Source organism: Heyndrickxia faecalis, assembly GCF_040267745.1.
Lineage (GTDB): Bacteria > Bacillota > Bacilli > Bacillales > Bacillaceae_C > Weizmannia > Weizmannia faecalis.
The window spans coordinates 1-25785 of the sequence record NZ_CP158453.1; the positions used below are offsets into that span (position 1 = coordinate 1).

Consider the following 25785-nt stretch of genomic DNA (forward strand, 5'->3'; position numbering starts at 1 on the left):
CTCGATCGATTAGTATCCGTCAGCTCCACGCGTCGCCGCGCTTCCACCCCGGACCTATCAACCTGATCATCTTTCAGGGATCTTACCAGTATAAACTGTGGGAAATCTCATCTTGAGGGGGGCTTCATGCTTAGATGCTTTCAGCACTTATCCCTTCCGCACATAGCTACCCAGCGATGCCTTTGGCAAGACAACTGGTACACCAGCGGTGCGTCCATCCCGGTCCTCTCGTACTAAGGACAGCTCCTCTCAAATTTCCTGCGCCCGCGACGGATAGGGACCGAACTGTCTCACGACGTTCTGAACCCAGCTCGCGTACCGCTTTAATGGGCGAACAGCCCAACCCTTGGGACCGACTACAGCCCCAGGATGCGATGAGCCGACATCGAGGTGCCAAACCTCCCCGTCGATGTGGACTCTTGGGGGAGATCAGCCTGTTATCCCCAGGGTAGCTTTTATCCGTTGAGCGATGGCCCTTCCATGCGGAACCACCGGATCACTAAGCCCGACTTTCGTCCCTGCCCGACTTGTAAGTCTCGCAGTCAAGCTCCCTTATGCCTTTACACTCTGCGAATGATTTCCAACCATTCTGAGGGAACCTTTGGGCGCCTCCGTTACCTTTTAGGAGGCGACCGCCCCAGTCAAACTGCCTGCCTGACACTGTCTCCCACCCCGGTAAGGGGTGCGGGTTAGAATTTCAATACAGCCAGGGTAGTATCCCACCGATGCCTCCGCCGAAGCTGGCGCTCCGGTTTCCAAGGCTCCTACCTATCCTGTACAAGCTGTACCAAAATTCAATATCAGGCTGCAGTAAAGCTCCATGGGGTCTTTCCGTCCTGTCGCGGGTAACCTGCATCTTCACAGGTACTATAATTTCACCGAGTCTCTCGTTGAGACAGTGCCCAGATCGTTACACCTTTCGTGCGGGTCAGAACTTACCTGACAAGGAATTTCGCTACCTTAGGACCGTTATAGTTACGGCCGCCGTTTACTGGGGCTTCAGTTCAGAGCTTCGCCTTACGGCTAACCCCTCTCCTTAACCTTCCAGCACCGGGCAGGTGTCAGCCCCTATACTTCGCCTTGCGGCTTCGCAGAGACCTGTGTTTTTGCTAAACAGTCGCCTGGGCCTATTCACTGCGGCTTCCCGGGGCATACACCCCAAAAAGCACCCCTTCTCCCGAAGTTACGGGGTCATTTTGCCGAGTTCCTTAACGAGAGTTCTCTCGCTCACCTTAGGATTCTCTCCTCGCCTACCTGTGTCGGTTTGCGGTACGGGCGCCTTTCACCTCACTAGAGGCTTTTCTTGGCAGTGTGGAATCAGGAACTTCGGTACTAAAATTTCCCTCGCCATCACAGCTCCGCCTTGGTGCGAAGGATTTGCCTCCGCACCGGCCTAACTGCTTGGACGCGATCAACCAGTGTCGCGCTTACCCTATCCTCCTGCGTCCCCCCATCGTTCAAACGGTGAAGAGGCGGTACAGGAATATCAACCTGTTGTCCATCGCCTACGCCTTTCGGCCTCGGCTTAGGCCCCGACTAACCCTGAGCGGACGAGCCTTCCTCAGGAAACCTTAGGCATTCGGTGGAAGGGATTCTCACCCTTCTTTCGCTACTCATACCGGCATTCTCACTTCTAAGCGCTCCACCGGTCCTTCCGGTCCGGCTTCAACGCCCTTAGAACGCTCTCCTACCACGGACACCAAACGGTGTCCATCCGCAGCTTCGGTGATACGTTTAGCCCCGGTACATTTTCGGCGCAGCGTCACTCGACCAGTGAGCTATTACGCACTCTTTAAATGATGGCTGCTTCTAAGCCAACATCCTGGTTGTCTAAGCAACGCCACATCCTTTTCCACTTAACGTATACTTTGGGACCTTAGCTGGCGGTCCGGGCTGTTTCCCTTTCGACCATGGATCTTATCACTCACAGTCTGACTCCCAAGCATAAGTTTTTGGCATTCGGAGTTTGTCTGAATTCGGTAACCCGATGAGGGCCCCTCGTCCAAACAGTGCTCTACCTCCAAAACTCTTCGCTTGAGGCTAGCCCTAAAGCTATTTCGGAGAGAACCAGCTATCTCCAAGTTCGATTGGAATTTCTCCGCTACCCACACCTCATCCCCGCACTTTTCAACGTGCGTGGGTTCGGGCCTCCAGCAAGTGTTACCTTGCCTTCACCCTGGACATGGGTAGATCACCTGGTTTCGGGTCTGCGGCCTCATACTCTTTCGCCCTGTTCAGACTCGCTTTCGCTGCGGCTCCGCTTCTTCAGCTTAACCTTGCATGAGACCGTAACTCGCCGGTTCATTCTACAAAAGGCACGCCATCACCCGTTAACGGGCTCTGACTACTTGTAGGCACACGGTTTCAGGATCTCTTTCACTCCCCTCCCGGGGTGCTTTTCACCTTTCCCTCACGGTACTGGTTCACTATCGGTCACTAGGGAGTATTTAGCCTTGGGAGATGGTCCTCCCGGATTCCGGCGGGATTCCTCGTGTCCCGCCGTACTCAGGATCCACTCGGGAGAGAACGAAGTTTCAGTTACAGGGCTTTTACCTTCTCCGGCAGGCCTTTCCAGGCCGCTTCACTTACCCCGTTCTTTTGTAACTCCCATATGAGTGTCCTACAACCCCGGAAGGCAAGCCTTCCGGTTTGGGCTGTTTCCTGTTCGCTCGCCGCTACTTGGGAAATCGCAATTGCTTTCTCTTCCTCCGGGTACTGAGATGTTTCAGTTCCCCGGGTGTGCCCTTCCTGCCCTATGGATTCAGGCAGGAATCCTGTCCGATTAAAGACAGGGGGTTTCCCCATTCGGAAATCTCCGGATCAAAGCTTACGTACAGCTCCCCGGAGCATATCGGTGTTTGTACCGTCCTTCATCGGCTCCTAGTGCCAAGGCATTCACCGTGCGCCCTTTCTAACTTAACCATAAAAAGGTTTAAATCCAAAAATAAGCGATTCTCGGTTTACTTGGTTTGTTTCTCCTATCCGGTTTTCAAAGAACACATTTATAAAGGTGGAGCCTAGCGGGATCGAACCGCTGACCTCCTGCGTGCAAAGCAGGCGCTCTCCCAGCTGAGCTAAGGCCCCGATCATTAAGGAATGGTGGGCCTGAATGGACTTGAACCATCGACCTCACGCTTATCAGGCGTGCGCTCTAACCAGCTGAGCTACAGGCCCTTAATGAAAGGAAATATAAGGAAGGATTGAACCTTCAAAACTGAACAAAACGGAAACGTCAAACTTGATTTTGGAAAACGAAGTTTTCCTTTTTTTCCTTAGAAAGGAGGTGATCCAGCCGCACCTTCCGATACGGCTACCTTGTTACGACTTCACCCCAATCATCTGTCCCACCTTCGGCGGCTGGCTCCTTAAAGGTTACCTCACCGACTTCGGGTGTTACAAACTCTCGTGGTGTGACGGGCGGTGTGTACAAGGCCCGGGAACGTATTCACCGCGGCATGCTGATCCGCGATTACTAGCGATTCCGGCTTCATGCAGGCGGGTTGCAGCCTGCAATCCGAACTGGGAATGGTTTTCTGGGATTGGCTTAACCTCGCGGTCTCGCAACCCTTTGTACCATCCATTGTAGCACGTGTGTAGCCCAGGTCATAAGGGGCATGATGATTTGACGTCATCCCCACCTTCCTCCGGTTTGTCACCGGCAGTCACCTTAGAGTGCCCAACTGAATGCTGGCAACTAAGGTCAAGGGTTGCGCTCGTTGCGGGACTTAACCCAACATCTCACGACACGAGCTGACGACAACCATGCACCACCTGTCACTCTGTCCCCCGAAGGGGAAGGCCCTGTCTCCAGGGAGATCAGAGGATGTCAAGACCTGGTAAGGTTCTTCGCGTTGCTTCGAATTAAACCACATGCTCCACCGCTTGTGCGGGCCCCCGTCAATTCCTTTGAGTTTCAGCCTTGCGGCCGTACTCCCCAGGCGGAGTGCTTAATGCGTTAGCTGCAGCACTAAAGGGCGGAAACCCTCTAACACTTAGCACTCATCGTTTACGGCGTGGACTACCAGGGTATCTAATCCTGTTTGCTCCCCACGCTTTCGCGCCTCAGCGTCAGTTACAGACCAGAGAGCCGCCTTCGCCACTGGTGTTCCTCCACATCTCTACGCATTTCACCGCTACACGTGGAATTCCACTCTCCTCTTCTGCACTCAAGCCTCCCAGTTTCCAATGACCGCTTGCGGTTGAGCCGCAAGATTTCACATCAGACTTAAGAAGCCGCCTGCGCGCGCTTTACGCCCAATAATTCCGGACAACGCTTGCCACCTACGTATTACCGCGGCTGCTGGCACGTAGTTAGCCGTGGCTTTCTGGCCGGGTACCGTCAAGGCGCCGCCCTGTTCGAACGGCACTTGTTCTTCCCCGGCAACAGAGTTTTACGACCCGAAGGCCTTCTTCACTCACGCGGCGTTGCTCCGTCAGACTTTCGTCCATTGCGGAAGATTCCCTACTGCTGCCTCCCGTAGGAGTTTGGGCCGTGTCTCAGTCCCAATGTGGCCGATCACCCTCTCAGGTCGGCTACGCATCGTTGCCTTGGTGAGCCGTTACCCCACCAACTAGCTAATGCGCCGCGGGCCCATCTGTAAGTGACAGCAAAAGCCGTCTTTCCTTTTTCCTCCATGCGGAGGAAAAAACTATCCGGTATTAGCCCCGGTTTCCCGGCGTTATCCCGATCTTACAGGCAGGTTGCCCACGTGTTACTCACCCGTCCGCCGCTAACCTTTTAAAAGCAAGCTTTTAAAAGGTCCGCACGACTTGCATGTATTAGGCACGCCGCCAGCGTTCGTCCTGAGCCAGGATCAAACTCTCAGTAAAGATGTTTGATAAAAGCTCAAAAAGAATTTGACGTTTCGTTTTGTCCAGTTTTCAAGGAACAATCGCTTTGTTTTTCAGCGACTTTTATATCATACCACGACGCAACCAACATGTCAACTACTTTTTTAAGAAGTTTGATGCCGGATGCGGCGACGAAAACTATTATACTAGTATAACGAAGTGTAGTCAATCCTTTTTTTTATATGCCTGCTTTTTCGTGGGCGCCCATGCTTCTTTCAGCCTAAGCTTCTAGTTTCTTCGAATGAACATAAAAAATACGCCAAAGAAATGATGGATCATTTCTTTGGCGCTGGTTGTCTGCTGATGGCGGTTCGAGCGCTGCTTTTGTCAAGACAGAATCCATGTCTGGATGACAGTCAGGCCGATCACCCCGGGTATGCCGAGCAGCCCGGAAACGGATACGGTGGCTGCATTGATTGGGACATGCAGTCCGTACCGGCCGCCCACTTGGTTTAAAAAGAAAAGGAGTATAGCCCCGATGATGGCTTTGATGCATAACTTTCCCGCCCATCGCAGCGGTTTGGTTAAAGCTGCGGAAAACAGCAGCAAAAGGATCAGGCCGACAATCGCAATAATGATGATGGTTGAGCTCAAGTGAATCACCCCTTTTTTCCAGCTGCTTTATTTTTATGAAGGAGTTGTCCAAAAAAGAACTTGAGCCGTGCTACCCTTACTGGAGGCGGATGTTTCTTCTTTTCACTTCCCGAAAAAGAAACACATACTTCGCTTCGGCCACTTTGGTGCGGTAGTAAAGTTCTTCGTTAAATTCAAAACTTAGATGCTGGAGGGCGTTTTGCTGTACCCATTCATTTTTTACGTTTGTGACCAAATCGAGAAGAAGCGCATCGTATTCTTTCCTGAGTTTTTGCTTCTTGCTGAACATTGTATCCACCCCGTGTCAGGTTAAATTTCTCTTCGGCCTTCCAGTGCTTTTGATAAGGTGACTTCGTCGGCGTACTCGAGATCTCCGCCCACTGGCAACCCGTGTGCAATCCGTGTCACTTTAATGCCGGACGGTTTTAAAAGCCGCGAAATATACATGGCTGTTGCTTCGCCTTCGATATTTGGATTGGTTGCAAGAATCACTTCTTGGACGGTTTCATCGCGCAGGCGTTTGAGCAGATCCGGCACACTGATGTCTTCAGGGCCGATTCCGTCCATTGGAGAAATGGCACCATGCAGAACATGGTAAAGGCCGTTGTATTCTTTCATTTTTTCCATGGCAATGACGTCTTTCGGCTCCTCGACAACGCAGATCACGCTTCTGTCGCGGCGCGGATCGGCACAAATATAGCACGGATCTGTATCGGTGATATGCCCGCAAACAGAACAGTACGTCAGGTCCCGTTTCGCATCGACAAGCGCCTTGGCAAATGCAAGGACGCTGTCTTCCTTCATATCAAGAACAAAAAATGCCAGCCGGGCCGCGGTTTTCGGCCCAATGCCTGGCAGTTTCATGAAGCTTTCCATTAATTTTGTGATTGGTTCAGGGTATTGCATTGTTGATCACACCTTTAAAATCCCGGAATATTGAAGCCTTTCGTGTACTTGCCCATTGTCTGCTCTGTCAGCTGTTCGGCTTTATCCAGGGCGTCATTGGTGGCGACAAGGATCATGTCCTGCAGCATTTCAACATCGTCCGGATCAACGGCTTCTTCGTTGATGCGCACTTCAAGCACTTTTTTATGGCCGGAGACGACAACGGTTACCATGCCGCCGCCTGCCGTACCCTCCACTTTCTGTTCGCCAAGCTGTTCCTGTGCCTCCATCATTTCTTTTTGCATCTTTTGCATTTGTTTCATCATTTTTTGCATATTGCCCATATTGCCCATTCCTCGCATATGAAACCCTCCAGTTTTAGTCTTTTATTTCAATTAATTCAGGCCCAAACAATTTGATTGCTTCGGTTACAACCGGATCTTCCTGCGGTTTTTCTTCCTCTGCTTCTTCTTTATGGTGATGGATATAATTTTCCCTGATCGTATTCCATTCATTTTCCGGAACACCTGCCGCCTGATACCCGGTTCCGGTTAATTCACCAAGTACGCTCGAAATCGCTTGTAAAAATTTCTCGTTTTCCATCGCCATTTGGCAATGGATCTCATACTTGAATTTGATGACAAAAGCGTTCGGCGATGCCGCCACCGGTTCTGCTTCATTTAAAAGTGCTGCCTGCGACCGCATCTGCCTGCTGTTGAGCGTCTCAATCATATCGTTCCAGCTGTTTTTAATCCGTTTGAGGTCCTCTTTTGTCGCTTCTTTTAATATATCATGAATCCTTCCGACTTGTACCTTAAAACCTTTCGAAGTGCGCGGAATTTTTCTCTGAGCCTGCCGTTTTGGCGCAGGTTCCGTTTCATCGGCCTCCGGAACCCCGTTTTGCTTGAGAGACTCGAGTTCTGATTCGAGCCGTTCGATTTTTTCGGCAAGCTTCCGGACGAGATCATTTTCCCCGGGATCCGGCGCTTTTTCTTCACACAGTTTGATAAAAGCCACTTCCAAATAAACGCGGGCCATATTGGAAAAACGCATATCCTGCTGCGTTTGGTTCAGGATGTCAATAAAACGGTAAATTTCCTGCGTTTGAAGCGAGCGGCTCATTTCTTTAAATGCCTCATCTAAATATACCCTTTGAACCGCTTCCTCCATCTGCGGGGCAGTTTTATACAAAAGCAGATCGCGGAAATAAAGAATGAAGTCTTCCACAAGCCTTGAGGGATCTTTTCCCTGCTGGAGAAGAGAACCGACAAGGTCAAGGCACTCTGCGGCATCCTTCTTTTGAATGGCCTGGGCAAGGCGGGTAAAATCATTCTGAGAAATGGAACCCGTTACCGTGAGCGCATCTTCCACTCTGACTTTCCCCTCGCTAAACGAGACGGCCTGGTCAAGCAGGCTGAGCGCGTCCCGCATCCCACCTTCCGCAGCATGGGCGATAATATTGAGCGCCTGTTCATCATATGCAATACCGGTTTCGCCTGCAATATAAGCCAGGCGTTTAAAAATATCACGGGATGTGATGCGTTTAAAATCAAACCGCTGGCATCTGGAAACGATCGTAAGCGGAATTTTATGGGGCTCGGTTGTTGCCAGAATAAAAATGACGTGTTTCGGGGGCTCCTCTAGGGTTTTCAAAAGCGCGTTAAATGCGCCAATCGACAGCATATGGACTTCGTCGATAATATATACTTTATATTTTACAACACTTGGCGCGTATTTGACTTTGTCGCGGATATCGCGGATGTCATCCACGCCTGTATTCGACGCCGCGTCAATTTCGATGACATCTGGAATCGTGCCGTCTGTAATCCCCCGGCAAACAGCGCACTCGTTACACGGTTCCCCAGTCGGAGCATGTTCGCAGTTCACCGCCTTTGCCAAAATTTTAGCGGCACTTGTTTTTCCTGTACCCCGTGGGCCCGAGAAAAGATAAGCATGCGTTGTTTTCTGTTGCAGGAGGGCGTGCTGCAATGTTTTTGTCACATGCTCCTGCCCGACGACATCCGCAAACCGCTGCGGCCGCCATGTGCGGTATAACGCCTGATAAGCCATGTTCAATCCTCCCGGCCAGATTTGCTTCCGATTCATACATTTCTTTTATTATACCTTAGGAAAAGCGATTTTACATCCTGAATTAAAAAGCATTTAAATATGGAAAAAACCCATCCCGGATCAGGATGAGTTTTGTTTTTTATGTAATGAAACTGCCGCGCACCTTTCTTCGACCGACCCTCATAAGCGTTACTTAAGCAGTTAGCTCGACCCAGGCTGCCCTGCGGCACATGGAATGACCCGCTTAATGCTGCTTCCTTCCGGACCTGACATGGTTCGCGGGGTTCCATTGCGCAGGACCCGGGTGTCAACACCACTTACTTAAGGCTGGCCCTACAAGCAGCCGGCCTCGGAAAGGGATTCAGTCCCGCTAGAGCGGATTGCGGGTACAGGGCACCGCTGCCTCCCCACCTAGCGCGGCAAAATTGATACCAGTTTTAAGCGTTAAAAACTAACGCATAACTAAGTATACATGCCTTTTTAAAAAAAAGCAATCTCTCCCGCCTGTTAATTGGTGGAGCTTTTTCCATCTTCCTCTGCCGCAAGTTTTTCCTTCTTTTTTTTCTCCCTTAAAGACCGGAAGAAGGACCGCAATAATTCTCCGCATTCCGTTTCAAGCACGCCGCTTACGACTTCACTCCGGTGGTTAAAACGGCCGTCCTCAAGCAGGTTCATCAAACTTCCCGCACAGCCCGCCTTCGGATCTTTTGCCCCGTAAACGACCCGCTTGATCCGCGATTGTAAAACGGCACCGCTACACATCGGGCACGGTTCCAGTGTGACATACAGCTCGGCATTTTCAAGGCGCCATGATCCGGTCACTTCACATGCTTTTTCGATGGCCAGAAGTTCCGCATGGGCGGCAGCACGCTGGGTGGTTTCACGCAGATTATGGGCTGCAGCAATCACTTTTTCATCGAGCACAATCACCGCCCCGATTGGCACTTCACGGAGACGCTGTGCTTTTACAGCTTCCTGAATGGCAAGGCGCATATAATATTCATCGCGATTTTCCATCCTAACTCCTCCGAAAGGTATCGTAGCCTTATCGTAACACAGCCTTGAAAAAAATCACACTGGGTTCGGTCATCAGTATGGATTTTCCTGCCGTTTTGCGCTGGCTTTCTTCAGGTAGAAGGCTCCTGTGTTAGGAAACGGAAAAGTTGGATGCTCTTTCGTTACTGAGAGCACTTATATGTTAAGGAACATCACAAAAAACGTTCGCTTCCTTCACTTAGAGGGGCTCTATGTTAAGAAACACTGAAAAACATGCTTGCTTCCTTCATTTAGCGGACGGCTACGTTAAGAAAGATGCGCAAATGGGTGCCCTTCCTTTACTTAGAACCCTTCTACGTTAAGAAACACTGCAAAAAATTTCCGCTTCCTTAATCTAGAGCGCCTTTAAGGAGTCGCGAGTGGGTTCGAAATGTCTTTTTGAAGCCGTCAAAAAGACAAAACACGTTGCATCCGGGCTCGAGATGTCTTTTTGAAGCCGTCAAAAGGACAAAACAAGACGCACCTGGGCTCGAAATGGTCTTTTGAAACCGCCAAAAAGACAAAATATGTTGCATCCGGGTCCGAAATGTCTTTTTGAACCTGTCAAAAGGACAAAACACGTTGCATTCGGGCCCAAAATGTCCTTTTGAAACCGCCAAAAGGACAAAATACGTTGCATCCGGGTCCGAAATGTCTTTTTGAAGAGTCAAAAAGACAAAACATGCTGTATCCGGGCTCGAAATGTCCTTTTGAACCTGCCAAAAGGACAAAACACGTTGCATCCTGGCCCGAAATGTCCTTTTGAAGCCGTCAAAAGGACAAAACACGTTGCATCCGGGTTCGAAATGTCCTTTTGAAGCCGTCAAAAAGACAAAACATGCCGCACCTGGCCCCAAAATGTCTTTTTGAACCTGTCAAAAAGACAAAACAAGCTGCATCCGGGTCCGAAATGTCTTTTTGAACCTGCCAAAAGGACAAAACAAGCTGTATCCGGGCTCGAAATGTCCCTTTGAACCTGCCAAAAGGAGTCGCGACTGGGTCCAAAATGGTCTTTTTGTTAAGCAACACCACAAAAAATTTCCGCTTCCTTAATCTAGAGCTCCTCTATGTTAAGAAGCGCCACAAAAATCATGCCCTTCCTTTACTTAGAACCCTTCTACGTTAAGCAATACTACAAAAATCATGCCCTTCCTTCATTTAGCAGGCTGCTACGTTAAGAAATGCCGCAAAAATGGTTTGATGAATGATTCCGCAAAAAAATGCGCACATAAAAAGCGGGCATGTTTTAAAAAAACGGGGCATAAAGATAACAATAGCGATGGCTGACACAAGGGGGGACTCGTTTGCAAATTCATGTTGTCGAAAGAAATGACACGGTCTCAAATCTTGCGCAAAGATACAGTGTTCCGGCTTCAGAAATCATTTCGGCAAATGAACTTCCAAATCCGGATCGGCTTGTCATCGGACAGGCGATTGTCATCCCGATCACCGGGAGGTTTTATTGGGTCCGGCCGGGGGACAGCTTATATTCCATTGCACAGCAAGCAGGGATATCTTACCAGGAGCTTGCCCGCATCAACGGCATTTCTATCCATCAGCAGCTCCGGCCCGGGTTGCGCCTTTATCTGCCGCCTTTTCCGAAAAAAAGAGCAAAATTTAATGCATATGTAGAACCATTCGGGAACACGGTCTCAGCGTCTCTTGAAACAAGTGCGCGAAAAGCAGCCCCGTATTTGACGTATCTTGCCCCGTTTGCATTCCGGGTAAACCGCGATGGCACACTTGTTGCTCCGCCGCTTGGAAATTTGCGGGCGATTGCCGATGTCCAAAACGCCATTTTGATGATGGTGATCTGCAATCAGGAAAACGGCCAGTTCAGCGATGAACTTGGGCGGATCCTTTTGAACGACGAAACCGTCCAGAACCGGTTTTTAAATGAAATTGTTCAAACTGCAAGCCGGCTCGGTTTCCGTGATATTCATTTTGACTTTGAGTATTTGCGCCCGCAGGACAGGGAAGCTTACAACCGGTTTTTAAGAAAAGCAAAAACGCGCTTCAGCCGGGAAGGTTGGCTCATGTCCACCGCGCTCGCCCCGAAAACGAGTGCCACCCAGGCCGGACGCTGGTACGAGGCACACGATTACAGGGCGCACGGCGAAATTGCCGATTTTGTTGTCATTATGACTTACGAATGGGGCTATAGCGGCGGCCCGCCCATGCCGGTATCCCCGATCGGGCCGGTCCGGGATGTGCTTCGCTATGCCATCACAGAAATGCCGCCCAATAAGATTTTGATGGGGCAAAATCTGTATGGCTATGACTGGACATTGCCGTATCAAACCGGCACAACAGCAAGAGCCGTCAGCCCGCAGCAGGCCATCCGGCTCGCGGGTGCGCACAATGTGCCGATCCTGTACAACACAACGTCCCAGGCCCCGCATTTTGACTATACAGATGAAAACAACCGGCGGCACACCGTCTGGTTCGAAGATGCCCGTTCCATCGAGGCAAAATTTAATTTGCTCACTGAACTCGGGTTAAGGGGCATGAGCTACTGGAAACTCGGCCTCTCTTTTCCGCAAAACTGGCTGTTAATCACCGATCGCTTTGATGTCGTCAAACGCCCTTCCTGAAGCAGCGGGTTCCGTTGCTTTTTTCTTTTGCCCCGGAACCGATGCGCACGCGGACATGATTGCGAGGTCCTTTCCCCCGCATTTATGCTAGCGCAACTGAACGGCCGGATGGGAACCTGATCCGATACAAAGACCCAGGGCGCCATTTTTCCAAAAAAATGCAAGTCAAAGCCAACGTTGCGGCTTCAGCAACCTTGTGCGCGTAGGAAATATCCGGAAACAAAACGCCAGGACACATACCGCTTTTATTTCCCGCATGCCAACTGGCGGCGACATGTGCTAAAATAGCAACAGTGTGCATCAATGAACTATCGCTTCAGCGGGAGGGCCGTTATGGAAAGGGTACCGTTTATTGCAATCGAGGGACCGATCGGCGTTGGCAAGACGTCATTGGCAAAAGCCATTTCAGCATACTTTTCATTTGAGCTTTTGAAAGAAATTGTGGATGAAAATCCTTTTCTTGGAAAATTTTATACCAATAAAGAAGAATGGAGCTTCCAAACCGAGATGTTTTTCCTCTGCAACCGCTACAAACAACTGGAAGACCTGAAGCAGCATAGACAGCCTGCTGTTGCAGATTACCATATTTTTAAAAGCCTGATTTTTGCCCGGCGGACGCTAAAAACAGATGAGTTTGAAAAATTTTCAAAAATTTACGACATTTTAACAGCGGATATGCCGCAGCCAAATGTCATCATTTACCTGCATGCAAGCCTGGAAACGCTCCTTAAGAGAATTGAAATAAGAGGACGGGCATTTGAAAAAAATATGCAGGAAACGTATTTGCAAAAACTATCCGCAGACTACGGACGGTTTATGAGCCGCTTCGAAGCCGAACATCCGAATATCCCGGTATTAAAGTTCGACTGTGATACACTTGATTTTATCCGGCATGAACATGACCTGAAATCCATGCTTCAAGAAATCGCGCTAACCTTACAAAAAGGAGTACATACCCATGAAACTTCGTGAGAAATATCAAATTCCGAACCACGCTGTGATCACCATTGCAGGTACCGTCGGCGTCGGAAAATCGACTTTAACCCGTGCGCTCGCGAAGGCGCTCCATTTTCGGGCGTCCTTTGAAAAAGTCGACACCAATCCGTATTTGGAAAAATTTTATAGCGATTTTAAACGGTGGAGTTTCCATCTTCAAATTTATTTTCTGGCGGAAAGGTTCAAGGAGCAAAAAAAATGTTTGAATACGGCGGCGGGTTTATCCAGGACCGTTCCATTTACGAGGATACCGGCATTTTTGCCCAGATGCATTACGAAAAAGGCAATATGTCTGCCGTTGATTTTGAAACCTATACAAACTTGTTCGATGCCATGGTGATGACGCCGTATTTTCCGCATCCCGACCTGATGATTTATTTGGAAGGTAAACTGGAAAACATTTTGGAACGGATCAAAAAACGCGGCCGGTCGATGGAACAAGATACCCCTGTTGAATACTGGATTGAAATGCAGAGACGGTACGAGCAGTGGATCGACTCTTTCCATGCCTGCCCGGTTCTCAGGCTGAACATTGACGAATACGACCTGTTTGAACATGAAGATGCCGTCGAACCGATTGTCGAGCGGATCGGCTACATGCTCGCACAGGCAGCAGCCGTAAAAAAATAATGGCGGCTAAAAAGCCCGTTACAATCGCGTAACGGGCTTTTTCATGATTTACGGAGAGATCACGGGTATGCAAAAGTATTGTATCTTTTTTACTCTACGAAAAAAGCCCGCAGCTTACGCCTCAGGGGCCCGCGGGCTTTCATTTTTCAAGCGGAGGAAGAGGGATTCGAACCCCCGCGCGGTGTAACCCGCCTGTCGGTTTTCAAGACCGATCCCTTCAGCCAGACTTGGGTATTCCTCCATTTTGACAAAAAAGATTATAACCCACACGATTGAAACAAGTCAAGCACACCAAGTTTGTACTGCAGAAAAGCATCTGAACTTTAGCCAGAGGGAAGGCCTAAGCGCATATTTAGATAGGTCTAGCTGAAGCTGAACGAATCGGATTTTGGCAATTTATCCGATTCTCCCAGCAAGCCCGGCTTTAATGGTTGCCACCACCTGCAAAAAGGGGGTGATTTTGTCCTCTTCTCACCGTTGAAACGGCTTTCGAGCGCAAAGATCGGCAAATTCTTTAGAATCCATGCCAATTCTGAGAATCTCGCTTATTCAGCTAGATAGGATTTGCTGAACGAATCCGATTCTGAGTTTGTCTGCAAGTTCTGTCTCAAAATATAGAAGATCCTTTTGCGGAAATGGAAGATTTTATCTTCTCCATACGTTGAATCGAGTTTCGAGTGCAAGCATCTCCCTGGATCTGTTGTAAAATCCTTGCATTTTAATGGTTGTCAAAGCTGTCAGCAGCTTGCCAAATCTAGAATTTTTACCGATTTAGCAACCTCTAGATATAGCCGTGTTTTCGAGTGAAATCCTGCGCACCTAAAAAATGCGGAAGCTTCCGGGAAACATGTTTCAAAAAATCCCCGGCTTTTCATGTAAAAAGCCGGGGATTTTTTTATTCCGGTTTGATGATATCGGTACGCATGTACGGGCGGAGCACTTCAGGCACCACCACACTGCCGTCAGCCTGCTGGTAATTTTCAAGGATGGCTGCGACGGTACGCCCGATGGCAAGCCCGGATCCGTTCAGTGTATGGACATGTTCCGGTTTCGCATTGGGTTCCCTGCGGAAGCGGATGTTCGCACGCCTTGCCTGGAAGGCTTCGAAGTTGCTGCACGAAGAAATCTCGCGGTATACGTGCTGGCTTGGCATCCATACTTCAATATCATATTTTTTCGCTGCCGTAAACCCGAGGTCCGCCGTGCACATGCTCATCACATGATAAGGTAGGCCCAGAAGCTGCAGCACTTTTTCCGCATGGCCGGTCAGTTTTTCGAGTTCATTATAGGAATCTTCCGGTTTGACAAATTTCACAAGTTCCACTTTGTTAAACTGGTGCTGGCGGATCAGCCCGCGTGTATCACGCCCGGCAGAACCCGCTTCCGAACGAAAACAGGCACTGAACGCCACATAATTGATCGGCAGGTCGTCACCGTTTAAAATTTCATCACGGTGATAATTTGTCACCGGCACTTCGGCAGTCGGAATCAGAAAATAGTCTTTTTCATTGACAAGAAAAGCGTCTTCTTCAAATTTCGGCAGCTGCCCCGTTCCTGTCATGCTGGCGCGGTTCACCATATACGGCGGCAATACCTCTTCATAGCCGTGTTCTTCGACGTGCAGATCAAGCATAAAATTATAAAGCGCACGTTCAAGGCGGGCGCCGAGCCCTTTGTAAAAGACGAACCGGCTGCCGGTCACTTTGGCTGCCCTTTCAAAATCAAGGATGCCGAGGTCAGTGGCAATATCCCAATGCGGTTTCGGTTCAAATCCAAATGCCGGCACTTCACCCCATTTCCGGATTTCGACATTGTCCTCTTCGCTATCTCCCACCGGCACACTTTCATGCGGAATGTTCGGGATAGAAAGCATCAGCATTTCAAGTTCTGATTCGACTTGTTTCAACTCGGCATCCAGTGCTTTAATTTTTTCACCGACGCCGCGCATTTCCTCGATCAGCTTTGTTGCATCTTTCTTTTCGCGTTTCAGTGCCGCAACTTGCTGCGTGACTTCATTCCGTCTGTTTTTCAACGCTTCGCTTTCCATGATCAGTTCGCGCCGTCTTTGGTCCAGCCCGCTGAACTTCTCAAAATCGGTCAAATCTTCTCCGCGGTGCTGCATTCGTTCTTTGACTTCATCAAAATGCGCACGCAAAAATTTGATGTCCAACATGCTATCCTTCTCCTTTTATCGAAATTCAAATAAAAAACTCCCGCCCCGAAAACAGGGACGAGAGTGAACCCGCGTTGCCACCCAAATTGAAAACAAGAGTTTTCCGCTTTGTAAGGATAACGGGTTTTTATCCCGTGGATGCCTACTCGCCCGGCTTTCAGCAACCCGCTCAAGGATGGATTCACAGAAGCTTTCCGCCGGTTTCCACCACCCACCGGCTCTCTTTAGGAAAAGCGTTCTGCTACTGGTTCCTGTCATTGCTTTTTCAGTCTTCACGTACACCTTAATGTACTACAATTTTATCCGTTTTGCAACAGACTATACCGGAATCCGTGCCATACTTAAAAAATATTCGGTCATACGCAGGTCATCCGTTAACTCCGGATGGAAGGAGCAGCCGAGCAAATTTCCTTGGCGAACCGCAACAATCCGCCCGCGGCACTCGGCCAGCACTTCAACATGATCTGAAACGGAGACGATATGGGGCGCGCGAATAAAAACAGCTGGAAAATCTTCCGCGATGCCGTTCACACGGATGGTTTCTTCAAAACTTTCCCGCTGGCGGCCGAAAGAATTGCGCGCCACCGTAATATCCATTGCCCCGATATGTGCATCTTCCTGGCCTTCAATATGCTTTGCAAGCAGGATCAGCCCTGCGCATGTGCCAAAGACTGGCTTGCTTTCGGCAAACTGTCTCAGTTCCGCCATAAAACCGTAGCGGTCAATGAGCCGCCGCATTGCCGTGCTTTCTCCGCCCGGCAGGATGAGCCCGCCGATTTCGTCCAACTGCTCTTTTTTCTTAATGACAACACCTTCCGCACCGCAGGCTTCCACTGCGCGGATATGTTCCTCCACAGCCCCCTGGAGGCCGAGTACACCAATTTTTTTCATGCTGATTCTCCTTACCAGCCGCGCTCCTGCATTCTTGCTTCAGCCGGCAATGTTGAAATTTCCAAGCCTTTCATTGCTGTTCCAAGGTCTTTCGACAATTCGGCAATCAGTTTGTAATCTTGGTAATGGGTCGTTGCTTCAACAATCGCTTTCGCAAATTTCGCCGGGTTTTCTGATTTGAAAATCCCCGATCCGACAAAAACGCCGTCCGCACCGAGCTGCATCATCAACGCCGCATCCGCCGGCGTTGCAACACCGCCTGCAGCAAAGTTCACAACCGGCAGCCGGCCTTCTTTTTTAATTTGCAACAGCACTTCATACGGGGCACCGAGCTGTTTAGCTTCCGTCATCAGTTCATCTTCGTTCATGTTGACCACTTTGCGGACCTGCGCATTCACTTTCCGCATATGCCTTACCGCTTCAACGATATTCCCGGTTCCCGGCTCGCCTTTTGTCCTGAGCATCGAGGCGCCTTCCCCGATTCTTCGAGCCGCTTCCCCCAAATCACGGCAGCCGCACACAAACGGCACTGTGAATTCTTTTTTATTGATATGGAACTCATCGTCGGCCGGCGTTAAAACTTCGCTTTCGTCAATATAATCGACGCCCATCGCTTCGAGCACCCGCGCTTCAACAATATGGCCGATCCTTGCTTTTGCCATTACCGGAATGCTGACGGCGTTCATAACTTCTTCCACAATGGAAGGATCCGCCATACGGGCAACCCCTCCGGCTTTCCGGATATCAGACGGAACACGTTCCAATGCCATGACGGCAACAGCGCCTGCTTCTTCAGCGAGTTTTGCCTGCTCGGCATTGACCACGTCCATGATGACGCCGCCCTTTTGCATTTCCGCCATCCCGCGTTTCACTAGATCTGTTCCTGTTTTCATTTTTTGTACGCCCCTTTATAAAATTAAAAATTCTTATTATATGTATAATAATTTAAATTAACACCAAAAACGAATGCTTGTCAAGGTACTAATTTTTCCACGTTAAAGTGAAAAACAGGACAAGCGCCCTTGTCCTGTTTTACTTAAAATAATTTGCCGACTGTATGATCCCAAATGCCCCCGAAAAATCCGCCAATTCCGCGCATCATGCGCACAAACCAGTTGGCTTTTTCAATATCAGTTTTGGTGACCAAGGCGGTATGCGCTGTATTCGGGCCGTACAAATAGCCAAGTTCCTGCCCGTCTTTATGCCGGGCATACAATGTGCCAACCTTTGTCCCTTTTTTCACCGGAGCCTTGATTTGCTTCGAATCAAATTTCACAACAGGGGTATACATTTTGCCTTCACCGTTTTTCACAGCCACTTTAAGCGGCGCCTTCGTGACAACGGAAGCCTGTTTTTCTTTGCCGGACTTCACCGTTACCGTCTTTTTCACCTGATAGCCTTTCGGGTAAAGGGTTTTTTCCGTGAAATTACTAAAAGCATAGTCCATTAATTTGTTTGTGACATCAAACCGGGACTTGATGGTGCTGTTCCCGTTCGCATCCTCTGCATGAAGAACAACGGTAATGATGCGCATGCCGTTTTGCTTGGCCGTGCCTGTAAAGCAGTATCCCGCATTGTCGGTGTTCCCGGTTTTCAAGCCGTCAACGCCCTGCCGCCCGTAAACAAGGGACGGAAGCATCCAGTTCCAGTTCTGCATCGCAATTTCATCATCTGTCCCGGCCCGGAATTTCATTTTAGCTGTGCTCGTTGTTTGTAAAATCTCCGGATAGTCGTGGATCAAATGGTAGGCGATTTTTGCAACGGATTTTGCTGAGACAAGGTTTTCTTCCGTCCTGCCTGTTCCTTCCGGCTGCATGCCTTGCAAATCCTCATTGTTCAGCCCGGTTGCGTTCACAAATTTATAATCGGTGAGGCCGAATGCTTTCGCCTGTTTGTTCATCATGTTCAGATAGTTTTTTTCCGTTCCGCCGAGCGTTTCTGCAATCGCAATCGTTGCGCCATTTGCCGAATAGATCGCCATCGCTTGGAAGAGCTCTTTAACCGTGTACTTTTCGCCTTTTCTTAACGGCACGTTTGAAAGTGCCCTGTTTTGGGAAATGCGATACGCATAATCGCTGATTGTCACTTTCTGGTTCCACGAAACCTTTTTCTCATGAATGGCTTTAAGCAACAAGTACTCCGTCATCATTTTGCTCATGGAAGCAATGCCCAGTGCCTGATTGGCATTTTTTTCATACAAAATCTGTCCGTTATCCGCATCGACAATGATGGCTGCTTTTGCATGAATATCCAACTGATCCTGCGCATGGACTGTTTTCGGCACCTGCTGCACAACCCCTGCCGTTAGCAGCAGCGCCAGAAACGCAAACGCCATTTTTTGCAAGCTTTTTTTCACTTTCAACCCTCCATCAAGATATGTATACACTTTGCCTATTTTAACATAGTTCCGGTTGAAAAAGTAGATGCATAGTGTTTGCCGCATTTGTCAACTTTTTCCGAAAATGCAGGGCAGCCGGGGGTACTGAATGGCGGCGATTTTTCCGAGTCCGACAAGCCAGATATAGAGTTGCAAATCTATTAAATGGCAGAAAAAAATGGCAGGAAACCTATGCCTGCCATTTTTTCCCATTCAAAATCGATGTTAAGACAAAGAATAATTCGGAGCTTCTTTTGTAATCTGGATATCATGCGGATGGCTCTCCCGCAGGCCTGCCCCTGTCATGCGGATAAACTGCGCTTCTTCACGCAATGAAATCATATCTTTCGCGCCGCAATAACCCATGCCGGACCGGAGCCCGCCGATTAATTGGTAGATGACATCCTGAAGGCTCCCTTTAAACGGCACGCGTCCTTCGATTCCTTCTGGCACCAGTTTTTTCGCGCCTTCCTGGAAGTAACGATCCCTCGATCCGCTTTCCATTGCGCTGATGGACCCCATGCCGCGGTAAACTTTATATTGCCGCCCTTGATAGATTTCCATTTCGCCTGGGCTTTCCGAGGTCCCTGCAAGCAGGCTGCCGAGCATTACAGCATGTCCACCGGCAGCCAGCGCCTTTACAATATCGCCTGAGAATTTAATGCCACCGTCTGCAATAATCGCTTTTCCGTACTTCCTTGCTTCTGTCGCACAATCATAAACCGCTGTAATTTGCGGTACACCAACCCCGGCAACCACTCTTGTCGTACAGATGGAGCCCGGCCCGATACCGACTTTTACAATATCCGCGCCCGCGTCTATCAGCGCTTTCGTACCTTCTGCCGTCGCAACATTTCCGGCGATAATATTTAAGGAAGGGTAAGATTTGCGGATGTTTGCGACGGTTTCCAGCACCCCTTTTGAGTGGCCGTGCGCCGTATCGATAACAACCGCATCCACTCCCGCTTCAACGAGCAATTCCACCCGTTTCATTACGTCGCTTGTCACGCCGACTGCCGCACCAACAAGAAGGCGGCCCTGGTCATCTTTGGCTGCATTTGGGAACTCAATAACCTTTTCGATATCTTTAATCGTAATAAGCCCTTTTAATACGCCGTTCTCATCGACAAGCGGCAGCTTTTCAATTTTATGCCGGTGCAAAAGCTGTTCCGCCTCTTTCAACGTCGTACCGACAGGCGCCGTCACAAGATTCTCTTTCGTCATCACATCTGAAATCCGGGTGGAGTAATCTTCAATAAAACGCATGTCGCGGTTGGTCAAAATCCCGACCAGTTTCTGCTCGTCACGGTTATTCACGATCGGCACGCCGGAAATCCGGTATTTGCCCATTAAATGTTCCGCTGCAAACACCTGCTCATCAGGTGTTAAGAAAAACGGATTGGTGATAACGCCGTTTTCCGACCGTTTGACACGATCCACCTGCTCCGCCTGTTGTTCAATGCTCATGTTTTTGTGGATAATCCCGAGGCCGCCCTGCCTTGCCATGGCGATCGCCATTTCCGCTTCGGTTACCGTATCCATGCCGGCGCTGATGATCGGAATGTTCAACTTCAAGGTTTCCGTTAGGGCGACACTTGTATCGACATCTTTCGGCAGCACTTCCGACTCTGCCGGAATCAGTAATACATCATCAAACGTAAGACCTTCTTTTACGAACTTCGTTTCCCACATGCAAACCCCTCCTGGATTGATAAAAATATTATTTGTAGGTTATCAATTGGACATAATACTGTCAAGGTCTCCAAAACATATAATACTATTCAGTTAATTCGGAGGGCGAAATATTGTCTTTTATGGACCAATGGGATCACTTGATTTTATTTCAATCCGCAGAATATACGCAGCGCTATTTGAAAGCCCGCTATGAGGCTTCGGATTTTAGCCAAAGCGCCGCCAAAAGCTATGAGAACTGTTATGCTTTTATGTATTATCTCGAACACGGTGAAGCTTATTACCGCCAGGCTGTGCAGGCGCCCGTTTCGATTCAGCCTGTTTTGATTTTTTACGGCTTCATTCATTTATTAAAAGCCTGCCTGCTGTCATGCGACCCGCTATATCCTGAAACCACTTCCGTCCTTGCCCATGGGGTGACATCGCGAAAAAAGAAAAAACAAAACTACCGGTTTGGCGAAGACGAGGTTAAAATTCAAAAAACCGGTTTATGCGGCCATTTCGCCCATAAAATGTTCGGACTCGGCCCGCTCGAAGGCAATAAATACACCATGCAGAGCCTGCTTCGGCAAATCCCAGAACTTGAAACGGCCTTCCCCCGCCGGAAATATTTTTTGCCGGTAGAAGAAAAGAACGGGAAGTACCGGCTTCCTTTTGCGGTCCTTGATGGCTATCATATGACAGCGGGCAGGTTTTCACAATATTTGTCCGAAAAACTTCAGGACAGACTTTTGGAAATGGAAGCGGAAGAAGACGCCTTCTCGTTTTCCGCCCGCGGCTGTCTCCCTCCGCCATTCCGTTATCATTTCTTTACAAATCAAATTTACTTTCCGTATAAATTACAACCGGAAAACGACCTTCCCGATATATTGGTCCATTACCTGCTTTTGTATAATTTGAGCATGATTTCCCGCTACGAAACAGAATGGTGGGCAGAGCTGCTTAAAAACCGGGAAACAATTGACTTTCCGGCCATCCGCCTTTTTCTCCAGACAGCAATCGAAAAAGGCCCGTTCCTCTGCCTACAGTTTCTTAACGGCAGGCAGTAAAACAAGCTATGCAAATGTCAGGGTGAAACCGATGCTTATGGACAAGAGCAAAATGGAACGATTCACCGGCTATCTGTGCTTTTCGGCTGATTTCTGTCATCAAGAAGACCACGAAAGTTAAAAAATCCCTTTCTGTCGCTTCATATAATAACTTTAAGCAAAACGGCCCTGCATTCCGAAAAAAAGCAATGAGCCGAGTACATTAACACGCAAAAACCGCAGACAAATCGTCTGCGGTTTTGATTTGGCCCGGCAACGTCCTACTCTCGCAGGGGGAAACCCCCAACTACCATCGGCGCTGGAAAGCTTAACTTCCGTGTTCGGGATGGGAACGGGTGTGACCTTTCCGCCATCATCACCGGACCTGTATAATTTTTGGGATGTGTTCCCTGAAAACCGAATGGGAGAAAAAACTGTAAACGGAGAATAGCTTTGGTTTCTAACTTTGAGAATTGTCTAGCTCCAGCGCCTTTGGCAAGGCACCTCCGCTTTTCTATTGTCCAGCTCCGGTGCCTAGCCCCTCGAGGTCGAATAACCTGCCCGTCACGGAGCCAAAAGACGGCTCCATGCCGGTCAGAACATTCGCTTGTCGGGGCTAAACAAGGCACCTCCGCTTTTCTGTTGTCCAGCTCCAGCGCCTATCGGCTAGCGTATTTCTACGCTTTCTCCCTACGATAAGTCAACATCGGCTCGATACCTCGCCGTGTTTCCTTTATCTCAGTCGAAAGCTCCGAAATCCGTACGCCGATGACCAAGGCGCTTCCGCTTTTCGTGGTTAAGTCCTCGATCGATTAGTATCCGTCAGCTCCACGCGTCGCCGCGCTTCCACCCCGGACCTATCAACCTGATCATCTTTCAGGGATCTTACCAGTATAAACTGTGGGAAATCTCATCTTGAGGGGGGCTTCATGCTTAGATGCTTTCAGCACTTATCCCTTCCGCACATAGCTACCCAGCGATGCCTTTGGCAAGACAACTGGTACACCAGCGGTGCGTCCATCCCGGTCCTCTCGTACTAAGGACAGCTCCTCTCAAATTTCCTGCGCCCGCGACGGATAGGGACCGAACTGTCTCACGACGTTCTGAACCCAGCTCGCGTACCGCTTTAATGGGCGAACAGCCCAACCCTTGGGACCGACTACAGCCCCAGGATGCGATGAGCCGACATCGAGGTGCCAAACCTCCCCGTCGATGTGGACTCTTGGGGGAGATCAGCCTGTTATCCCCAGGGTAGCTTTTATCCGTTGAGCGATGGCCCTTCCATGCGGAACCACCGGATCACTAAGCCCGACTTTCGTCCCTGCTCGACTTGTAAGTCTCGCAGTCAAGCTCCCTTATGCCTTTACACTCTGCGAATGATTTCCAACCATTCTGAGGGAACCTTTGGGCGCCTCCGTTACCTTTTAGGAGGCGACCGCCCCAGTCAAACTGTCTGCCTGACACTGTCTCCCACCCCGATAAGGGGTGCGGGTTAGAATTTCAATACAGCCAGGGTAGTATCCCACCGATGCCTCCGCCGAAGCTGGCGCTCCGGTTTCCAAGGCTCCTACCTATCCTGTACAAGCTGTACCAAAATTCAATATCAGGCTGCAGTAAAGCTCCATGGGGTCTTTCCGTCCTGTCGCGGGTAACCTGCATCTTCACAGGTACTATAATTTCACCGAGTCTCTCGTTGAGACAGTGCCCAGATCGTTACACCTTTCGTGCGGGTCAGAACTTACCTGACAAGGAATTTCGCTACCTTAGGACCGTTATAGTTACGGCCGCCGTTTACTGGGGCTTCAGTTCAGAGCTTCGCCTGACGGCTAACCCCTCTCCTTAACCTTCCAGCACCGGGCAGGTGTCAGCCCCTATACTTCGCCTTGCGGCTTCGCAGAGACCTGTGTTTTTGCTAAACAGTCGCCTGGGCCTATTCACTGCGGCTTCCCGGGGCATACACCCCAAAAAGCACCCCTTCTCCCGAAGTTACGGGGTCATTTTGCCGAGTTCCTTAACGAGAGTTCTCTCGCTCACCTTAGGATTCTCTCCTCGCCTACCTGTGTCGGTTTGCGGTACGGGCGCCTTTCACCTCACTAGAGGCTTTTCTTGGCAGTGTGGAATCAGGAACTTCGGTACTCAAATTTCCCTCGCCATCACAGCTCCGCCTTGGCGCGAAGGATTTGCCTCCGCACCGGCCTAACTGCTTGGACGCGATCAACCAGTGTCGCGCTCGCCCTATCCTCCTGCGTCCCCCCATCGTTCAAACGGTGAAGAGGCGGTACAGGAATATCAACCTGTTGTCCATCGCCTACGCCTTTCGGCCTCGGCTTAGGCCCCGACTAACCCTGAGCGGACGAGCCTTCCTCAGGAAACCTTAGGCATTCGGTGGAAGGGATTCTCACCCTTCTTTCGCTACTCATACCGGCATTCTCACTTCTAAGCGCTCCACCGGTCCTTCCGGTCCGGCTTCAACGCCCTTAGAACGCTCTCCTACCACGGACACCATACGGTGTCCATCCGCAGCTTCGGTGATACGTTTAGCCCCGGTACATTTTCGGCGCAGCGTCACTCGACCAGTGAGCTATTACGCACTCTTTGAATGATGGCTGCTTCTAAGCCAACATCCTGGTTGTCTAAGCAACGCCACATCCTTTTCCACTTAACGTATACTTTGGGACCTTAGCTGGCGGTCTGGGCTGTTTCCCTTTCGACCATGGATCTTATCACTCACAGTCTGACTCCCAAGCATAAGTTTTTGGCATTCGGAGTTTGTCTGAATTCGGTAACCCGATGAGGGCCCCTCGTCCAAACAGTGCTCTACCTCCAAAACTCTTCGCTTGAGGCTAGCCCTAAAGCTATTTCGGAGAGAACCAGCTATCTCCAAGTTCGATTGGAATTTCTCCGCTACCCACACCTCATCCCCGCACTTTTCAACGTGCGTGGGTTCGGGCCTCCAGCAAGTGTTACCTTGCCTTCACCCTGGACATGGGTAGATCACCTGGTTTCGGGTCTGCGGCCCCATACTCTTTCGCCCTGTTCAGACTCGCTTTCGCTGCGGCTCCGCTTCTTCAGCTTAACCTTGCATGAGACCGTAACTCGCCGGTTCATTCTACAAAAGGCACGCCATCACCCGTTAACGGGCTCTGACTACTTGTAGGCACACGGTTTCAGGATCTCTTTCACTCCCCTCCCGGGGTGCTTTTCACCTTTCCCTCACGGTACTGGTTCACTATCGGTCACTAGGGAGTATTTAGCCTTGGGAGATGGTCCTCCCGGATTCCGGCGGGATTCCTCGTGTCCCGCCGTACTCAGGATCCACTCGGGAGAGAACGAAGTTTCAGTTACAGGGCTTTTACCTTCTCCGGCAGGCCTTTCCAGGTCGCTTCACTTACCCCGTTCTTTTGTAACTCCCATATGAGTGTCCTACAACCCCGGAAGGCAAGCCTTCCGGTTTGGGCTGTTTCCTGTTCGCTCGCCGCTACTTGGGAAATCGCAATTGCTTTCTCTTCCTCCGGGTACTGAGATGTTTCAGTTCCCCGGGTGTGCCCTTCCTGCCCTATGGATTCAGGCAGGAATCCTGTCCGATTAAAGACAGGGGGTTTCCCCATTCGGAAATCTCCGGATCAAAGCTTACGTACAGCTCCCCGGAGCATATCGGTGTTTGTACCGTCCTTCATCGGCTCCTAGTGCCAAGGCATTCACCGTGCGCCCTTTCTAACTTAACCATAAAAAGGTTTAAATCCAAAAATAAGCGATTCTCGGTTTACTTGGTTTGTTTCTCCTATCCGGTTTTCAAAGAACACATGTTGAAGGATTGAACCTTCAAAACTGAACAAAACGGAAACGCCAAACTTGATTTTGGAAAACGAAGTTTTCCTTTTCTGTCTAGCTCCGGGCGCTATCGGCTAGCGTATTTCTACGTCTTCTCCCTTCGATAAGTCAACATCGATTCGCCTTTAAGGCTCATCG

Annotated in this window: 14 protein-coding genes, 3 tRNA genes, 4 rRNA genes, 1 other RNA gene, 1 pseudogene and 1 other annotated feature; of the genes and pseudogenes, 4 read left to right on the forward strand and 19 right to left on the reverse strand. The window is 49.8% G+C overall.

Annotated features, from left to right (window positions below; translation table 11 throughout):
* From ABR335_RS00005 to tadA, 11 genes are all read right to left on the reverse strand, one after another.
* A 23S ribosomal RNA gene (locus ABR335_RS00005) occupies positions 1-2922 on the reverse strand.
* A gap of 89 nt (positions 2923-3011) precedes the next feature.
* Positions 3012-3084, reverse strand: a tRNA-Ala gene (locus tag ABR335_RS00010).
* Between the two features lie 13 nt (positions 3085-3097).
* Positions 3098-3174: transfer RNA gene (locus ABR335_RS00015), tRNA-Ile, on the reverse strand.
* Between the two features lie 102 nt (positions 3175-3276).
* Positions 3277-4830 (reverse strand): 16S ribosomal RNA (locus tag ABR335_RS00020).
* The 16S and 23S rRNA genes sit together here with 2 tRNA genes alongside, the layout of an rRNA operon.
* Positions 4831-5178: 348 nt before the next feature.
* Positions 5179-5445, reverse strand: a complete 267-nt coding sequence (locus tag ABR335_RS00025) for a pro-sigmaK processing inhibitor BofA family protein (RefSeq protein WP_014096533.1) — start codon at positions 5443-5445, stop codon at positions 5179-5181.
* A gap of 76 nt (positions 5446-5521) precedes the next feature.
* Complete coding sequence (locus tag ABR335_RS00030; protein ID WP_014096534.1) at positions 5522-5734, reverse strand: YaaL family protein; 213 nt, start codon at positions 5732-5734, stop codon at positions 5522-5524.
* Positions 5735-5754: 20 nt separating this feature from the next.
* The gene (recR, locus tag ABR335_RS00035; protein WP_013858045.1) at positions 5755-6351 is read right to left on the reverse strand and encodes a recombination mediator RecR; all 597 of its coding nucleotides are present in this window, start codon (positions 6349-6351) and stop codon (positions 5755-5757) included.
* 14 nt (positions 6352-6365) lie between these two features.
* Positions 6366-6692, reverse strand: a complete 327-nt coding sequence (locus ABR335_RS00040; RefSeq protein WP_014096535.1) for a YbaB/EbfC family nucleoid-associated protein — start codon at positions 6690-6692, stop codon at positions 6366-6368.
* 16 nt (positions 6693-6708) lie between these two features.
* Positions 6709-8400, reverse strand: a complete 1692-nt coding sequence (gene dnaX / locus ABR335_RS00045; RefSeq protein WP_014096536.1) for a DNA polymerase III subunit gamma/tau — start codon at positions 8398-8400, stop codon at positions 6709-6711.
* Positions 8401-8555: 155 nt separating this feature from the next.
* Positions 8556-8820, reverse strand: an RNA gene (gene ffs / locus ABR335_RS00050) — signal recognition particle sRNA large type.
* A gap of 87 nt (positions 8821-8907) precedes the next feature.
* Positions 8908-9417: a tRNA adenosine(34) deaminase TadA gene (gene tadA / locus ABR335_RS00055; protein ID WP_014096537.1), complete on the reverse strand. Its 510-nt coding sequence runs from the start codon at positions 9415-9417 to the stop codon at positions 8908-8910.
* A gap of 1322 nt (positions 9418-10739) precedes the next feature.
* Here tadA and ABR335_RS00060 point away from each other — a divergent pair.
* From ABR335_RS00060 to ABR335_RS00070, 3 genes and pseudogenes are all read left to right on the forward strand, one after another.
* Positions 10740-12029, forward strand: coding sequence for a glycoside hydrolase family 18 protein (locus ABR335_RS00060; RefSeq protein ID WP_014096538.1), 1290 nt, complete (start codon positions 10740-10742; stop codon positions 12027-12029).
* A gap of 333 nt (positions 12030-12362) precedes the next feature.
* On the forward strand, positions 12363-13001 hold the full coding sequence (locus ABR335_RS00065; RefSeq protein ID WP_350346393.1) for a deoxynucleoside kinase: 639 nt from the start codon (positions 12363-12365) through the stop codon (positions 12999-13001).
* Positions 12988-13655: pseudogene (locus tag ABR335_RS00070) on the forward strand (deoxynucleoside kinase). Before ABR335_RS00065 ends, ABR335_RS00070 begins: the two are co-directional and overlap by 14 nt.
* 151 nt (positions 13656-13806) lie before the next feature.
* Here ABR335_RS00070 and ABR335_RS00075 read toward each other — a convergent pair.
* From ABR335_RS00075 to guaB, 6 genes are all read right to left on the reverse strand, one after another.
* A tRNA-Ser gene (locus ABR335_RS00075) sits at positions 13807-13896 on the reverse strand.
* Between the two features lie 654 nt (positions 13897-14550).
* Positions 14551-15828 carry a serine--tRNA ligase gene (gene serS, locus ABR335_RS00080; protein ID WP_350346394.1) on the reverse strand — a complete coding sequence of 426 codons (1278 nt, stop codon included), beginning with the start codon at positions 15826-15828 and terminating at the stop codon, positions 14551-14553.
* Positions 15829-15878: 50 nt separating this feature from the next.
* Positions 15879-16095, reverse strand: a binding site (T-box leader).
* Positions 16096-16146: 51 nt separating this feature from the next.
* Positions 16147-16719: a pyridoxal 5'-phosphate synthase glutaminase subunit PdxT gene (pdxT, locus tag ABR335_RS00085; RefSeq protein ID WP_014096542.1), complete on the reverse strand. Its 573-nt coding sequence runs from the start codon at positions 16717-16719 to the stop codon at positions 16147-16149.
* 11 nt (positions 16720-16730) lie between these two features.
* Positions 16731-17612 (reverse strand): pyridoxal 5'-phosphate synthase lyase subunit PdxS, encoded by an 882-nt coding sequence (gene pdxS, locus ABR335_RS00090; protein WP_013858035.1) that lies wholly within the window; start codon positions 17610-17612, stop codon positions 16731-16733.
* Positions 17613-17755: 143 nt separating this feature from the next.
* A complete protein-coding gene (locus tag ABR335_RS00095; RefSeq protein WP_014096543.1) occupies positions 17756-19075 on the reverse strand; it encodes a serine hydrolase in 1320 nt (439 codons plus the stop codon).
* A gap of 246 nt (positions 19076-19321) precedes the next feature.
* Positions 19322-20788 (reverse strand): IMP dehydrogenase, encoded by a 1467-nt coding sequence (gene guaB, locus ABR335_RS00100; RefSeq protein ID WP_013858032.1) that lies wholly within the window; start codon positions 20786-20788, stop codon positions 19322-19324.
* Positions 20789-20910: 122 nt separating this feature from the next.
* Between guaB and ABR335_RS00105 the strand changes: the two genes are divergently transcribed.
* Positions 20911-21837: a YaaC family protein gene (locus tag ABR335_RS00105; RefSeq protein ID WP_035183007.1), complete on the forward strand. Its 927-nt coding sequence runs from the start codon at positions 20911-20913 to the stop codon at positions 21835-21837.
* Positions 21838-22084: 247 nt separating this feature from the next.
* Here ABR335_RS00105 and rrf read toward each other — a convergent pair.
* Together rrf and ABR335_RS00115 are read right to left on the reverse strand one after the other, a co-directional pair.
* Positions 22085-22200: ribosomal RNA gene (rrf, locus tag ABR335_RS00110) — 5S ribosomal RNA — on the reverse strand.
* Positions 22201-22608: 408 nt separating this feature from the next.
* A 23S ribosomal RNA gene (locus ABR335_RS00115) occupies positions 22609-25541 on the reverse strand.
* Between the last annotated feature and the right edge of the window lie 244 nt (positions 25542-25785).

Bases quoted from the DNA above. Each gene is read 5' to 3' on its own strand.
- pdxT (WP_014096542.1), bottom strand. From the start codon at position 16,719: ATGAAAAAAATTGGTGTACTCGGCCTCCAGGGGGCTGTGGAGGAACAT.
- ABR335_RS00040 (WP_014096535.1), bottom strand. From the start codon at position 6,692: ATGCGAGGAATGGGCAATATGGGCAATATGCAAAAAATGATGAAACAA.
- ABR335_RS00065 (WP_350346393.1), top strand. From the start codon at position 12,363: ATGGAAAGGGTACCGTTTATTGCAATCGAGGGACCGATCGGCGTTGGC.
- serS (WP_350346394.1), bottom strand. From the start codon at position 15,828: ATGTTGGACATCAAATTTTTGCGTGCGCATTTTGATGAAGTCAAAGAA.
- dnaX (WP_014096536.1), bottom strand. From the start codon at position 8,400: ATGGCTTATCAGGCGTTATACCGCACATGGCGGCCGCAGCGGTTTGCG.
- ABR335_RS00030 (WP_014096534.1), bottom strand. From the start codon at position 5,734: ATGTTCAGCAAGAAGCAAAAACTCAGGAAAGAATACGATGCGCTTCTT.
- guaB (WP_013858032.1), bottom strand. From the start codon at position 20,788: ATGTGGGAAACGAAGTTCGTAAAAGAAGGTCTTACGTTTGATGATGTA.
- ABR335_RS00105 (WP_035183007.1), top strand. From the start codon at position 20,911: ATGGACCAATGGGATCACTTGATTTTATTTCAATCCGCAGAATATACG.
- tadA (WP_014096537.1), bottom strand. From the start codon at position 9,417: ATGGAAAATCGCGATGAATATTATATGCGCCTTGCCATTCAGGAAGCT.
- recR (WP_013858045.1), bottom strand. From the start codon at position 6,351: ATGCAATACCCTGAACCAATCACAAAATTAATGGAAAGCTTCATGAAA.
- pdxS (WP_013858035.1), bottom strand. From the start codon at position 17,612: ATGAAAACAGGAACAGATCTAGTGAAACGCGGGATGGCGGAAATGCAA.